This is a genomic window from Ruminococcus sp. Marseille-P6503 (genome assembly GCF_900604945.1).
In the GTDB taxonomy this organism is placed as follows: Bacteria; Bacillota; Clostridia; order Oscillospirales; family Ruminococcaceae; genus FB2012.
In genome coordinates this window covers 450,255-464,429 of sequence record NZ_UWPB01000002.1, presented here as the reverse complement: position 1 = coordinate 464,429, position 14,175 = coordinate 450,255, and the positions used below count along the sequence as shown (strand labels likewise).

Genomic DNA, 14,175 nt, shown 5'->3' with positions numbered 1-14,175 from the left:
CATCCGGTTTTTTCATGCTTATTTTTTTCCTCTTTTTTTATTATTCTTAAAAATCCGTCCGGCTGAGCCTTCGGTTTCTGAAACAGTCTGAGATTTTTTTACGCTGTCCTCCGATGTCTGACTGCGGCTTATTACTTTAACGCCGTCCTCTTCAGAGGCGGCTTCCTTTTCTTCCGTCTGAGCCCCCGCGCCGCAGCAAGCCGCCTGAGAACCGGCGCCGCCGCTGCCGTATCCTTTTTTGGTATTCAGATAGACTACCGCTTCCCGAAGCAGGCAGTACAGCACAGAGCATATAGGGACGCTTATAAACATTCCGACTATTCCTCCGACAGCTCCGCCTATGGTAACGGCGAAAAGCACCCAGAGAGAGGGAAGTCCTACCGACTGTCCCACAACTTTAGGATAGATAAGGTTTCCCTCTATCTGCTGCAGAATAAGCATAAAGACCACGAACCATACGGCCTGCATGAAATCGGTGACCATTATGAGAAACGCTCCGACGGCAACTCCGATAAACGCTCCGACAATAGGAATAAAGGCAGTCACCGCTACGAGGATTCCTATAGTCACTGCGTTAGGGAATTTCAGTATGGACATTCCTATACAGCACAGAGATCCAAGTATAAAAGCTTCCGTACACTGTCCTGAAAGAAATTTTGAAAATGTGCTTTTCGACATATTGCATATATGACACAGCAGTTCCGCCGCTCTTTTCGGAAAAAAAGCCATGGTTATCCTGTAAAGCTGATTTTTCAGCTTTTCCTTCTGAAGCAGCATATATACCGCGAAAAAGATTCCGATAAAGAAGTTTACAACGGTGGATATCATCGACGACGCCACGCTTACGGTGGAGTTTACCGTTTTGAGTATCAGAACTCCGTCCTGAAAAATCTCCTGAAGCTTTTGGGTGACGACCTCCCTGCTGATATTCATTTCATCAAGCCAGCGGTTCAGCTGCTTTGAATCCTGAAATCTCCGGCTCATGTCCTTGATAAAGTCCGGAATATCCTCCGAAAGTCTGGTAAATGTCGCTATTAGCTCCGGAATTATCAGGTAAAGCACCAGAACTATAACGCCGAAAAAGATTATAAGCGTCAGGATAAGAGAAACGGGACGTTTGATCTTTCCGGCTACTCTGCGGTAGCTGTTGTTCTTGTCGGGGCGGAACATCGTACGCTCAATCGCGCTCATGGGTACGTTCAAAATAAGCGCAAGCACCACTCCGATGACGAAAGGCGAAAGTATCCTCATTCCCCAGCCCAGGAGATGGAATATTTTTTCGTAATTGAAAAGCGCCCAGAACAGCACGACTCCTATTACTACCAGCAGAACGTGCTCCTTGAATTTATCAGTTTTTTTCAACAGGATACCCCCTCGGCTGAAAAAGGCGACACAAAGCCGCCTTCAGTTATTCCGACAAATCAATTTCCATAATAGGCTCAAGCACGTCGGCGCCTGCCGGAACCATGGGAAGAACGTTGACGTCCTTATTTATACGGCAGTCGACAAGACATGGCTTTCCGCAGGAAAGCGCCTTTTCAAGCATAGGCTTTATATCGGACTTTTTCTCAATAAGAACGCTTTCGATACCGAACGCGCCGGCAAGCTTGATAAGGTCGGCGCCTCTGTCAATATCAGTCTGAGAAAACCTTTTACCATAGAAAAGCCTCTGCCACTGACGAACCATTCCAAGAACGTTATTTTCAAAAACTAGCTCTATAACCGGAATACGGTGCTTCGCAAGCGAAGAAAGCTCGTTGCAGTTCATGAAAAAGCTTCCGTCTCCGGCGATGTTGATAACGGGTCTGTCAGGATTGCCGCACTTGGAGCCAATCGCCGCGCCGAGCCCGTAGCCCATCGTTCCAAGTCCTCCGCTTGAAGCAAAGGAACGCGGCTTTCTGAAATTGTAATACTGCGCCGCCCACATCTGGTGCTGTCCTACCTCGGTGGCAATAATAGCTTCTCCGTTCGTAAGCCTGTCAAGCTCCTCTATAACGTCCTGAGGCAGAACCTCGTCCTCGCTTTCTATCGGAACCATTTTAAGCGCGTATTTGTTTTTCCATTCGGCTGTTTCCGACATCCATTCGGAATGCTTCATATCGGGAAGTATTTCGTTGAGCTTTGAAAGCACATACTTGAGATCTCCGGTAACGTAAGCGTCTACGCTGATATTTTTGCCTATTTCCGCGGGGTCGATCTCTATATGTATGATCTTGGTGTTCTTTGCAAAGGTCCCCGCGTTGCACAAAACCCTGTCGGAAAATCTGGAGCCAAGAACTATAAGCAGGTCGCACCTTCCCAGCGCCATAGCGGAGGCTTTTGTTCCGTGCATTCCAAGCATACCTGTATACGCGGGCTTTGTATTGTCAAAGGCGCACTGCCCCATCAGGGAAAGAGAGACCGGAGCGTCGCACTTATCGGCAAATACCGCAAATTCGTCAACAGCGTCGCAGGAAACCACTCCGCCTCCGGCGTATATCATCGGTCTTTCGGCTGCTTTAATAAGCTCGGCGGCGGCTTCTATCTGAGCGTTTATATTTTCCGGATTGTGGTTGACAATTTTTTTCGGCACAGCTCTGACATATTCGCACTTCGCCGCGGTAACGTCCTTGGGAACGTCGATCAGAACCGGTCCCTTTCTGCCTTCATTTGCGATATAGAAAGCCTCGCGGATAGTGTCCGCCAGCCTGGTTACGTCCTTTACAATATAATTATGCTTCGTGATCGGCATTGTTATACCGCATATATCCACCTCCTGAAAGCTGTCAAGCCCGAGAAGGGAGGTCGCGACGTTTCCGGTTATAGCTACCATAGGAATAGAATCCATATATGCGGTGGCGATTCCGGTAACAAGGTTTGTAGCGCCGGGTCCCGAAGTAGCGATCACAACGCCCGTTCTGCCTGTGGTACGGGAATAGCCGTCGGCCGCATGGCAGGCAGCCTGTTCATGAGCGGTAATGACGTGCTTTATTTTATCGGAATACATATAAAGCGAATCGTAAATATTCAGGACGGATCCTCCGGGATAACCGAATACGGTATCAACTCCCTGTTCAAGCAGACATTCAATTATAATATCAGCACCTGTCAATAACATAATATGCCCCCATTTTTCAATTCAAGATTAACCTTAATTATACTATATCCCGCGTATTTTGTCAACTCGCATATACGCCGTAAGCTCGTTTTTTAAAGGGAAATTATTTCTGACCGCCGACCCCCTGACCGTCTCTGCTGCTTTTACCGGTCTGTTACACATAAAGAACGCCCCGGGAGAAAAACCCCGGGGCGCGCCGCCCTGCCGGCTACACAATTATATTTTTTCTTACCGTTTCCAGCTCGTCAAGGAACATTTTATCTATGTTTGAAAGCCTGTAATTATTCTGATAAATAAGAAGGTCCTTATTGGTCTTTTTCACGCCGCCGCATACCCGCTGAACAAGCCCGTATCTTTTCAGCACCGCCCTGGGCAGAGGCGATACCCACATAAAAGCTTCAGGGACAGAGCTTAGTATGTCAAACTGGCTTCCCCTTTCATAAACGTATATGTGACGCTTGCTGCTGTGGATCTCCGTATCCCTTTTCTGATAGGCGGACGAAATATTCGGAACGATATTATCTCCGTGAAGCACCTCGATATATCTTCCCAGCATTTCCTCCGTTATATCCGGCAAGCCCGCAAGCGGACTCCTTTCGCTCATAAGAATAACGTAATCGTATGTCCATATCTCCTGAGCTTTAAGGTTTTTCTCCTCCAGTACCGAAATGAAAAACGCCTCGTAGTTCAGCGGATACCTGATTATTCCCATATTGTATTCACACTCGACAACGGCGTTTATGGCGTCCATCGAATTTGTTTCCTTGAATTTTATATCCATTCGTTCGGTTTTATCGACTTTATTAAGAAACTCGGTAAAAGCGTAGGTTATATAGCTTGCCCTGGGAAGAAGCAGCTGGAAATCCACAGAGTTTTCCGGATTCTCTTTATACAGAGCTTCCATTTTATCCATCTGGACAAGAATGGCTTTTGCATACTGTAAAAATTCCTTGCCTTTTTCAGTAGCCACAACACCCTTGGCGGAACGCTTGAAGATAGGTATTCCTACCTCCCTCTCCATTTCCTTGATAGCCTTGGACAGATTAGGCTGTCCCATATAAAGAGCGGCCGCCGCCTTTGTTATAGAGCCGAGCCGCTCAACCTCCACCATGTAACGAAGATGTGTCAGATTCATTGTCAACGCCCTCTTTTTTATGTTATGAAAGTTTTCACATATGCAAGTATGCATGGTTATGATTATATTATACATGGCTTCGACAAGATTGTCAATAAATTAACAAGCATTTCTGAAAGTTTGACATTTTGAACAATTTTCGGGCGGCTGAATTTACGTAATTATAAAAAGCTACAGCAGAAGATACCCGAGAGCAAGCAGCAGCTTAACGTCCGAGCCCTGCTTATATAATATGTAGATGAGCAGACCGATCATCGCCTTTTCCTCGTCTATTTTTATTCCGCCGATATTGAAAAGCTCTCCTTTGTGAGGAGCGGAGGCATTCCCCCCCGTAAGGCCGCCGATAAGGCTGCGGATAGGATCGGGCCGGCTTTTGGCGGCGGCTTTCCGCGGGGAAGGCGGAGGCGGCGCGTGAGGAGCTGAATTCGCCTCTGCCGACTTATTTTCTCCGTTTACAATACTTCGGGAACGCTTCTGCATTTCCCGCACCCGTTTTACAGCCTCCTCCTGCATGGTGGAAAAGTCCTTTGAGCTATAGTAATCCAAATAAATCTCCCCCCAAAAGTCCGCTTTCCTTTAATGCGGGATAAACGGCAAAAAGCTTGAATATTTTAACCAGCCGGTCTATTTTTGCCTGATTCTCCTCCTTAAGCAGCGGCTTCAGGGCAAGCAGCAGCTCAACGTTTTTGTCGGATTTGTTTGCCTGAGCCATTATTGTCTGAAGCTTGAGAAGCTTTCCTACGTCAAATCCGCCCTGAGAAGAGCCTTGAGGCTGGCTTTGTCCCGCGGCTCCGCTCAGTCCGGCAAGCAGCGATGACAGGTCAGGGGAGCCTGACGTATTCTGTGCCGGAGCTCTCTGATCAGGAGAAACAGAGGGCACATTGTTTTTTACAGCTTCTTCTCCGCCGGAAAACAATCCTCCCAGCTTTGACAGAAGATTTGAAAAATCAGGAGCGCCCTGAGTCTGCTGACCGGCTGCCGGGAGAGCCGCTTCGGGAGCGGGCGAGGCGGGCGGAGGATCGCGGTTTTCCTGCGCTTCATTAGAAAGCATACCTGCAAGCTCCTGAATCTGTTTCATGCTTTCCTCATCGTTAAGTACGTTCTGGAGCTTGCTTATCAAATCGTCCACATCGACACCTCCTCTGCTCCCGGGATCAGCCCTGATTCAGTTTTTTGTAAATTGCCTGAGCCTGCGGCGTTGACAGAATTTTTTCCGCCGTTTTCGGATTTGAAAGCGCCTGTCTTAATTTTGCGGCTTCGCTTCCCGGCATTGTACTGAGCGCTTTTTCAAAGGTTCCGTCCTGAAGCTGGCGCTGAAGCACCTCCGGAGAGGTTCCAAGCTTCTGGGAGGCTATGTTAAGTAACGCCTGAAGTCCTTTTGGATTAGGCTGATTTAAATTGCTCATAAAAAATTCTCCTTTTTTCTATTGTATTTATAAATAATTATGATAAAATATAAAATAATATTCTATAGCCATACGCGCATAATTGATATATTTTCCCAATTGACTGATATGGCAGATATTATTCAGGGGAGGGTCACGCTATGAGAGTAATAGCTTTTTCGGATACTCACGGAAACTTCCGCAGTATGCGCGAGATTTTCAGACGATGCGAAAACAGCGCCGACGCCTTTATTTTTCTGGGCGACGGGGAGCGCGACCTTGAAAGGATAAAAGCCTGCTGCCCCGATAAAACCATATTAAGCGTTGCCGGCAACTGCGATTATGCCTCGATGACCCCCGACAACGAAATTTTTAACGCGGGACCGGCTAAAATATTCTTTACCCACGGTCATAACTGGGGCGTAAAAAGCTCGGCTGACAGGCTGTTTTACAAGGCAAAGGAAATCGGAGCGGACGTCGTTCTTTTCGGTCATACCCATTGCCGCTATTATGAATACCGGGAGGGAATCCATATACTCAATCCGGGAAGCGCCGGCTGCCCCCGTGACGGAAAACCGCCCTCCTATGCGTTTATAGATATAACCAATTCCGGAATTTTCTGCAGTCATGTGGATCTGTAAACCGCTTTCTGTAATTATTCTATGCCGGCATACGCCGCAGTGTGAAAGCTGTTTTATCTGAACGGAGGCGATTTTTGTGACTAAAAAGGAAAAAGCTTACGTAGTTTGCAGCCGTCTTGAGGAAAAATATCCTGACGCGATATGCTCGCTCACTTATGAAAAGCCTCATGAGCTTATGATAGCCGGAAGGCTTTCCGCTCAGTGCACCGACGCCAGAGTAAATATCGTTACCAGAGAGCTGTTTGAAAAATACCGTTCCATAGACGATTTTGCCCGGGCGGATATAGGCGATATAGAGGAAATTATAAAGCCCTGCGGACTTTACAAAACAAAGGCTAAGTCTATAGTTGAAATGTGCCGCAGAATACGGGACGTATACGGAGGAGAAATTCCTTCTACTATAGAAGAGCTTACGACGCTTCCCGGGATAGGCAGAAAAACCGCTAACCTCATTATGGGCGACGTTTTTCATAAGCCGGCGGTCGTGACCGATACCCACTGCATTAGAATATGCGGCAGACTCGGTCTTGTCAGGAGCAGCGAGCCTGCGAAGGTCGAGGAAGAGCTGAGAAAGATTCTCCCTCCGGAAAAATCCTCTGATTTCTGTCACCGCCTTGTGCTTTTCGGCAGAGATGTGTGCAGGGCAAGGGGAGCAAAATGTACGGACTGTCCTTTGACAGACGTATGCTCAGATTACATAAAAGCCGGCAAATAACGATATGCCGGTATAGGAACAGGACCTGACCGCGGCGTGTCCGGGTCTTAAACATAAGCTGCTGAGGAGGCGGATTGATATGCGGATTTTCAATACATACGACAGTCCTGTCGGAAGAATGGTAATGTGCTGCGAAGACGGCGGAATAACTGATTTATGCTTTGAAAAGGATTTTCATGTTATAGGTCTAAAAAAAGGCGAAGCTGACGTCTTTGAGCTGTGCAGACGGGAGCTGGACGGCTATTTTGCAGGAAGTCTGAAAGAATTTACCGTGCCTTTGAATCTGAAAGGAACGGATTTTCAGCGTCGCGTGTGGGATCAGCTTATGAAAATTCCTTACGGGGAAACCGCTACATATCAGGATATTGCGGTACAAATAGGAAATCCCAAAGCCTTCAGAGCTGTGGGAAGCGCAAACAACGCAAACCGCGTGCTGATAATCGTACCATGTCACAGGGTCGTCGGCTTAAACGGCAGTCTGAAAGGCTACTCGGCAGGATTTGAATTAAAGCAGTATTTTATTGACCTGGAGCGCGGCGCTGAATCAAAAACGACCGTTTGACCGCTGCGAAGTATAAAAAATCAAGGCTTGTTTACCTGACAGATAAACAAGCCCTTTTTTATTGTCTGCTGACAAAAAAGCTTTATTCATTTTCAAACAGCGGAGTGGAAAAATACCGTTCCGCAGTATCCGGCAGAACCGTTACCACTGTTTTTCCCTTTCCCAGCTTTTCCGCGAGCTTTAAAGCGGCGGCTACGTTGGTCCCGCTGGATATGCCGCACATTATTCCCTCTTTTTTTGCAAGATCCTTCGCTGTAGATATCGCCTCTTCATCAGTTACCACATAAATACGGTCGTAGATATCAAGATTAAGATTTTTGGGAATAAGTCCGTCGCCTATGCCCATCTGCAAATGTGTTCCGATAGTTCCGCCCGCCAGAATAGCGGCGTTTTCCGGCTCCACCGCCCAGATTTCAATATTTGGATTCTGAGCCTTCAGCACCTCTCCTATCCCGCTTATGGTACCACCCGTTCCTATTCCCGAACAGAAGCCGTGAACAGGACCGCCTATCTGCTCCATTATCTCAAGCCCCGTATGGTGCTTATGGGCAAGCGGATTCGCGGGATTTTCAAACTGCTGGGGAACGTAAACGTTCGGGTCCTCCTCAGCCATTTTCAGCGCCGTTTTAAGACATTCGTCAATGCAGTCGCCGATATTTCCCGAATCGTGAATAAGCCTTACCTCAGCTCCGTAATGAGCCACCAGCTTTCTGCGCTCCTCGCTTACGGAATCAGGCATTATAATAACCGTTCTGTAGCCCTTTACGGCTCCTATCAGAGCAAGTCCGATCCCCTGATTTCCGCTGGTGGGTTCTACTATTACGGTATCCTTATGTATAAGTCCTTTTTCCTCAGCGTCCGAAATCATCTTATACGCGGTTCTGGTCTTTATCGAGCCGCCGACGTTAAGCCCCTCGAATTTAACCAGAACCTGCGCCGAGTTTTCACTGGTCATTCTGTTAAGCCTGATTATAGGCGTATGTCCGATTACCTCAAGAATGTTGTCATGTATCATAAAATTTCCTGCGCCTGAAAAGTACGCGCAGCTATGCCTCCGTTCCGCCGATCAATTTGTTACTAACATAATATTATAGCATATCAGCCCGTTTTATGCAACAGCTTTGCAGAGTTTTTCTCCGGATTTTAAGAGGCTTCTTAAACGGAGCAAAAAACGCGCTTCGCCGTCCGAAGCATATTTGAAAAAAGAAATCATATCTATAATTATTCGGCGGCCTATCTTCTTAAATATTTCTTACAATATACCGTACTTTCTTGACTTTTAATGTTATATAAGATATAATGTATTCATTATATGTCGAAAAAAGACTTTACGGCGCTGAACAGGCGTCATTTGAAAGGATATTTCCGATATGAAGAAAAACGGAGGCAACAACGCGGAGGTCTGGACCCGCAAGGGTATCAAGCGCGACGCTAAAGCCAATCTGAAAAAGAATTATATCGCCTGCTTTGCGGTTTGCTTCATCATGGTGTTTATCGCAGGTCAGTACGGCGGAACAACGCAGTTTATTTCCAGCTATGACAACGAAAACGTGGCAGATATACGCTACAGCGGGGATTTTAAAAGAGATATAGTCCAGGAGCTGAAAAAAACAGGGCTGAGCGCGGTTGAAATTTCCGAAAAATATCATATAAGCGATTCCGAAGCAGTCGGGCGCTGGGAAAAGATATATGACGAGCTCGGGCCCGAGGCTCTCAATTCAAAAGAAATTTCACTGTTTAATATGGGAGCGGAAAATTCCAACTGGAACATAGTGCATAAAGCGACCGGCTGGATCATTAAAACGGAAAACAATATCGACAAGGCGTTCGACGACGGAGTTGACAGGCTGATCCAAACCGCCGCCGATTCCTTCGACAGCGTAACAAAACAGCATTCGTCTAAATTTCAGGTCGTAAACGCTGTTATCGAGCTGTTTTCCAGAAGGTACACCTGGGAGATCGTAGTTACCTGCATCAGCGCATTTTTCAGTATGCTGTTCTCTATATTCGTAGCGAATGTTCTTATTGTAGGTGAAAAAAGATTTTTCCTTGAAAGCCGCACCTATCACGGAACAAAAATAGGCAGAATGGGCTTTTTGTATAAGGACAGAATATACAAGCCCGTCAAGACAATGCTTGTAAAGGACGTTTTTACCGTTCTCTGGACGCTTACTATTATCGGAGCGTTTATCAAACCCTTTGAATATATGATGATACCGTATATATTGGCGGAAAATCCCTCAATCGACACAAAGCACGCCTTCAGGCTTTCCCGTCAGATGATGAAAGGGAACAAGTGGAAGGCGGCTAAGCTCTGGCTGTCATATGTTCCGTGGTATATTGCCGCCTCTGTTCCCGCTTCGCTTATCGGACTTGTTTTTCTCGGCAATACCTCAGGTATTCACGCGAATGTTGTTATAAACGTATTTGTGGGAATCCTTTGTCTTATGTTTCTCAACCCGTATAAGACCGCTTCCGAGACCGAGCTTTACATTATACTGCGAAGAAAGGCTATTCGTGAAAGCTATCCTTACAGCGAGGAGCTTAACGACAGGTATCTTGACCTCGACCTGCTGGAGGAACAGCTTGGTGAGCAGGGAGGCGAAGGTCCGAACGCGCCGCAGGTCATAGAGATTCCATAGATAACCCCGCCTGCCGGAAAATGCAGAAACCGCTCCGCGCGCAGCAAAGCGGTCCTGGAAATTCAGCCGTTGAATTCTATATGAACGTCGCATATTTCGGCGTCTGTTCCGATACGCATAAACGGACCGTAAACTCCTACTCCGGAGGTCACTATGGAATACATATTATCCTTTTTTATCATTCCGCACGGGTTTTCCCACATAAGACCTGCGGTTAGGTTCAGGGGAAAAAGCTGGCCGTCGTGAGTATGACCGGAAAAATCTATGTCCGCTCCGGCGTCGGCGGTTTCCTGAAGCTCCGACGGTTCGTGATCTATAACGAATATAGGCTTGGTTTTATCAAGTCCCTCGGTAAGCTCTCCGATGGATTTCCGGCTTCCGTCCTCAGTTCCCGGCTTCTGGGCGTCGCGGCGTCCTACAAGATAAAAGCTGTTATCAATGAGAACTGATTCGTCCTGAAGCAGATTTATATTTGCCTTTTCAAGAAATTCAGTCATAGACGCGTCGTTTGACGGGCTTTCACCCCAACTGAAGGTAAAACCCATCAGGATACTTTCATTTATGTCGTGGTTGCCGTAACAAGCCCATACTCCGTATTTCGATTTGATAGACGACAGAATCTCAGCGAGCCTGTCAGGGTAGTCCAGACCGTCTATGCTGTTGTCGAAAATGTCGCCTGCGAATATAACTATATCAGGATCGCAGGAATTTATTTTTTCAACCATCTGTTCAATGTGATCGTATCCTACGGCGTAGCCCATATGAGTGTCCGCTATCAGCACCGCGTTAAGCTGAGACAGGCTGCCGCAGGATTTATCTACCGTAACCTTATATGAAACGGTTTTGATATCTCTGGCATGGAGAGAGCCGTAAAGACAGACGACCGCCGTACATACGGCAATTCCCGAGCCTACGGTGACGGTCCCTATACGCGAAAAAAGCCTTCTTTTCCTAAGGGGAGTCCGTCTGATAATCAGTCTTATCAGATCGCCGATAACAATAAACATAAGCGAATACAGCATAACGCCTGTCCAGTAGGTGGAAAAGCGCCGTATCATTATGGATAATCCGAATTTGGGCAGCAGAAAAGCAAGAATAGGAGAGAGCGCGCACAGAAAAAACACGATCCCTACCGGAATCATAAATCGCCGTTTATCCAGAATCGCCGTACAGTTTTTCGTCCAGTGGAAAATTCTCAGCAGCATATAAAAATTCGCTGCAAAATACAAGGGAACAAGAAACAGAAATATCATCCGACAGCCGTACCTTCCGTATATAAATAAAGTTTGCGGATTATTCTCTAATCGCCGTAATTATGAATTTATTATACAACAAAACGGTCGGCTTTGCAATATATTATATATAATAAAATATCAGCGTTTCCGAACGCATCGGCGATATGCAGCCGAACAAAACAGCAAAACGGCTTATTTCAGGCGGCTGAATAACGGACGGTCGTTTAAATAAAACGTAACGATAAAACCGCCGGACAAAAAGAGCGGCGGTTATCGGAAAGAACAATGAAAGGAATATGAGAAAATGGAGCTTAACTTAACATTGGAGGATCTGAGAGGTCTTGACCAGTACCCCGGAATCGCGCCGCAGCAGGCGCACATAGCCCTCGGCGGACAGCGTAAGATACTGCACCGGGATTATCACAGAAAATACGCTTTGACTTCTGTCATACTGATGTTTTTCATTTTTGCCCTCATAGGCTGGCTGTGGGAGGTAGCGATACACGTCGTAGAGGACGGAAAGCTTGTAAACCGCGGAGCCCTTCACGGTCCATGGCTTCCGATCTACGGAGCCGGCGGAGTTTTAGGCGTTATTCTTTTAAGAAAATTCGTAGACCGACCTGTTCTAACATTTTTTCTGGTTGTCACTGTCTGCTCGGTGGTAGAATATGTCACAAGCTGGTACCTTGAAACCTACAAGCATATTCGGTACTGGAATTACGACGGATATTTTATGAATCTCAACGGAAGGATCTGTCTTGAGGGAGCGCTTATATTCGGCTTTGCCGGATGCGCCGGAATATACATACTGGCTCCGTTTTTTGACGACCAGATAAAAAAGCTTCCTCCAAGAATAAGAATGTTTCTCTGTATTGTTCTTGTTACAGCTGTGGCTGCCGATTTTGCGTATTCAACAAAATACCCAAATAAGGGAGAGGGAATAACCGATTATGTATATGCTCCGTATTCCTCGGTATGCGGCGAGCTTTCTCCCCTGACTGATATAAACCTAAATTATATACAATATGCGTCCCGCCTCACAGGCGGCTGACCGTAAAGTCTGCCGAGCCGTACAGATATGTGCGGCTTTTTTACGTCAATATGCCCAAAAACAAAAGATAGAAACTGTTTCTTTTTCCGAAAATATTTTCGGCGGATTGACTTAGGGGAAAAATCTGATATAATTATTGTATACGATTTCATTGTCAATACAGTGCGTATTTTTACGCCATAAGACAACAGCGATGTTTCCGCTCAGGAGGATGATTATGATTATAAAAAAAGCTAAAAAAACTGCCTGCACCGTACTTTGCGCAGGTATTGCCCTTTCGGCGGCAGCCGGATCGTTCGCGGCGTCTGCCGAAACAGAGGAGAAGGCTCTGTCCGATATGACGACTATGGAAATTGTCAAGGATATGGGGCTGGGTATCAATCTCGGAAACACCTTTGAATCCTGCGGAAGCTGGATCAACGGTTCAAGCGTAACGAATTATGAAACGGCATGGGGAAGTCCGGTCATAACTAAGGAAATGATTCAGGGCTACGCTGACTCCGGCTTCGGCGTTATGAGACTCCCGGTGGCATGGTCCAATCTCATGGGCGACGATTATACTATCGACCCCGGATACATAAGCAGGGTCAAGGAGATCGTAGACTGGGCGTGTGACGCAGATCTGTACGTTATAATGAACATTCACTGGGACGGCGGCTGGTGGGAAAACTTCCCGACAGACAAGGAAACCTGTATGTATAAATACGAGCGTATCTGGACTCAGCTTTGCGAAGCCTTTAAGGATTATGACGAACAGCTTATGTTTGAATCCTTGAACGAGGAAGGCGGCTGGGACAGCTTGTGGAACCGTTACGGCGGTTCGACCTCCGGCAAAGCAGAATCCTTCGGTCTGCTCAACGAAATCAATCAGAAATTTGTTGATATAGTAAGAAACAGCGGAGGAAACAACTCATCGCGTCATCTTCTTATAGCCGGCTACAATACAGACGTTCAGCTTACCTGTGACGACCTGTATGAAATGCCGGACGATCCCGCAAACCGCTGCGCTGTATCCATTCACTATTATACCCCGTCTACCTTCTGTATTCTGGAGGAAGACGCGAGCTGGGGCAAGGCTGAAACCGAATGGGGCGACGCTGACGATCTTGCGGAGCTTGACCGCAATCTTAATATGCTGAAGGAAACCTTTATTGACAAAGGGGTTCCGGTCATTATGGGAGAATACGGCGTAGCCGCCGGAAACAAGACGCGTGAGCAGGTAAACAATTACCTTATTACCGTAGCGTCCGAAGCATACGCCAGAGATATCTGTCCGGTTCTGTGGGATACGACTAACGACCACAGCGTGTACAACAGATACACCTGTCAGATGAACGACAGCGAGCTTGAAGCCGCCTATAGAAACATCACAGGCAGCGCTGACGTTCCCGGAACGGACAGCAGCGAGGCAGAAAGCTCTCAGCCGGTATCCGATACCGAATCGGAAAGCTCATCAGAAAGCATAACCGACGTATCGTCCGCTGACGTATCCGAGCCGGAGGAAGCTTCATCGGAAGCGACGGCTTCAATTTCCGATGACGAAAGCTTACCGGCAGCTTCAGCAGTGACCTCGTCCTCTGTTTCATCGGCTGCTTCAGCGGCAACTGACACAAACCCGTCCACCGGCGGCGGAATCGCTCTTACCGGACTTGCTCTGCTGGGAGCGGCGGTTCTGACGGTCAAAAAGAAAAAATAAATAAGCTGAATTTATA

Annotated in this window: 14 protein-coding genes; 6 read left to right on the top strand and 8 right to left on the bottom strand. The window is 47.0% G+C overall.

The features are described 5' to 3' along the window. Window positions 1–18 precede the first annotated feature (18 nt). The 6 genes from EIH25_RS08270 to EIH25_RS08245 all read right to left on the bottom strand — a co-directional run bounded on the left by EIH25_RS08270 (window position 19) and on the right by EIH25_RS08245 (window position 5,638). Entirely contained in the window at window positions 19–1,362 is a 1,344-nt protein-coding gene (locus EIH25_RS08270) for an AI-2E family transporter (RefSeq protein WP_124100531.1), read from the bottom strand. A 46-nt stretch (window positions 1,363–1,408) separates the two neighbouring features. Next, a complete protein-coding gene (gene ilvB / locus EIH25_RS08265) occupies window positions 1,409–3,097 on the bottom strand; it encodes a biosynthetic-type acetolactate synthase large subunit (protein WP_124100530.1) in 1,689 nt (562 codons plus the stop codon). Window positions 3,098–3,305: 208 nt separating this feature from the next. Continuing rightward, complete coding sequence (locus EIH25_RS08260) at window positions 3,306–4,232, bottom strand: LysR family transcriptional regulator (protein WP_124100529.1); 927 nt, start codon at window positions 4,230–4,232, stop codon at window positions 3,306–3,308. Window positions 4,233–4,403: 171 nt separating this feature from the next. Further along, the gene (locus tag EIH25_RS08255; protein ID WP_124100528.1) at window positions 4,404–4,778 is read right to left on the bottom strand and encodes a hypothetical protein; all 375 of its coding nucleotides are present in this window, start codon (window positions 4,776–4,778) and stop codon (window positions 4,404–4,406) included. Further along, on the bottom strand, window positions 4,765–5,361 hold the full coding sequence (locus EIH25_RS08250) for a hypothetical protein (protein ID WP_124100527.1): 597 nt from the start codon (window positions 5,359–5,361) through the stop codon (window positions 4,765–4,767). The genes EIH25_RS08255 and EIH25_RS08250 overlap by 14 nt, the downstream gene beginning before the upstream one ends. Window positions 5,362–5,386: 25 nt before the next feature. After that, window positions 5,387–5,638, bottom strand: a complete 252-nt coding sequence (locus EIH25_RS08245; RefSeq protein ID WP_124100526.1) for a hypothetical protein — start codon at window positions 5,636–5,638, stop codon at window positions 5,387–5,389. Window positions 5,639–5,778: 140 nt separating this feature from the next. On the opposite strand from EIH25_RS08245, the gene EIH25_RS08240 reads away from it, so the two are divergent. The 3 genes from EIH25_RS08240 (at window position 5,779) to EIH25_RS08230 (ending at window position 7,535) form a co-directional block, all read left to right on the top strand. Continuing rightward, the gene (locus EIH25_RS08240; protein ID WP_124100525.1) at window positions 5,779–6,258 is read left to right on the top strand and encodes a metallophosphoesterase; all 480 of its coding nucleotides are present in this window, start codon (window positions 5,779–5,781) and stop codon (window positions 6,256–6,258) included. 76 nt (window positions 6,259–6,334) lie between these two features. Continuing rightward, window positions 6,335–6,973: an endonuclease III gene (gene nth, locus EIH25_RS08235; protein WP_124100523.1), complete on the top strand. Its 639-nt coding sequence runs from the start codon at window positions 6,335–6,337 to the stop codon at window positions 6,971–6,973. A 79-nt stretch (window positions 6,974–7,052) separates the two neighbouring features. Beyond that, the gene (locus EIH25_RS08230) at window positions 7,053–7,535 is read left to right on the top strand and encodes a methylated-DNA--[protein]-cysteine S-methyltransferase (protein WP_124100520.1); all 483 of its coding nucleotides are present in this window, start codon (window positions 7,053–7,055) and stop codon (window positions 7,533–7,535) included. Between the two features lie 82 nt (window positions 7,536–7,617). Here the strand turns inward: EIH25_RS08230 and cysK are convergent, their stop codons facing one another. Then, window positions 7,618–8,550: a cysteine synthase A gene (gene cysK / locus EIH25_RS08225; protein ID WP_124100518.1), complete on the bottom strand. Its 933-nt coding sequence runs from the start codon at window positions 8,548–8,550 to the stop codon at window positions 7,618–7,620. Window positions 8,551–8,905: 355 nt separating this feature from the next. Between cysK and EIH25_RS08220 the strand changes: the two genes are divergently transcribed. Next, window positions 8,906–10,177, top strand: coding sequence for a DUF975 family protein (locus tag EIH25_RS08220; RefSeq protein WP_124100516.1), 1,272 nt, complete (start codon window positions 8,906–8,908; stop codon window positions 10,175–10,177). 62 nt (window positions 10,178–10,239) lie between these two features. Here EIH25_RS08220 and EIH25_RS08215 read toward each other — a convergent pair whose 3' ends face one another. Beyond that, window positions 10,240–11,382 (bottom strand): metallophosphoesterase, encoded by a 1,143-nt coding sequence (locus EIH25_RS08215; RefSeq protein WP_164489195.1) that lies wholly within the window; start codon window positions 11,380–11,382, stop codon window positions 10,240–10,242. A 334-nt stretch (window positions 11,383–11,716) separates the two neighbouring features. Here EIH25_RS08215 and EIH25_RS08210 point away from each other — a divergent pair, with 334 nt between their 5' ends. Together EIH25_RS08210 and EIH25_RS08205 are read left to right on the top strand one after the other, a co-directional pair. Next, window positions 11,717–12,463: a putative ABC transporter permease gene (locus tag EIH25_RS08210; RefSeq protein WP_124100511.1), complete on the top strand. Its 747-nt coding sequence runs from the start codon at window positions 11,717–11,719 to the stop codon at window positions 12,461–12,463. A gap of 217 nt (window positions 12,464–12,680) precedes the next feature. Beyond that, on the top strand, window positions 12,681–14,159 hold the full coding sequence (locus tag EIH25_RS08205) for a cellulase family glycosylhydrolase (RefSeq protein WP_124100509.1): 1,479 nt from the start codon (window positions 12,681–12,683) through the stop codon (window positions 14,157–14,159). Window positions 14,160–14,175 lie beyond the last annotated feature (16 nt).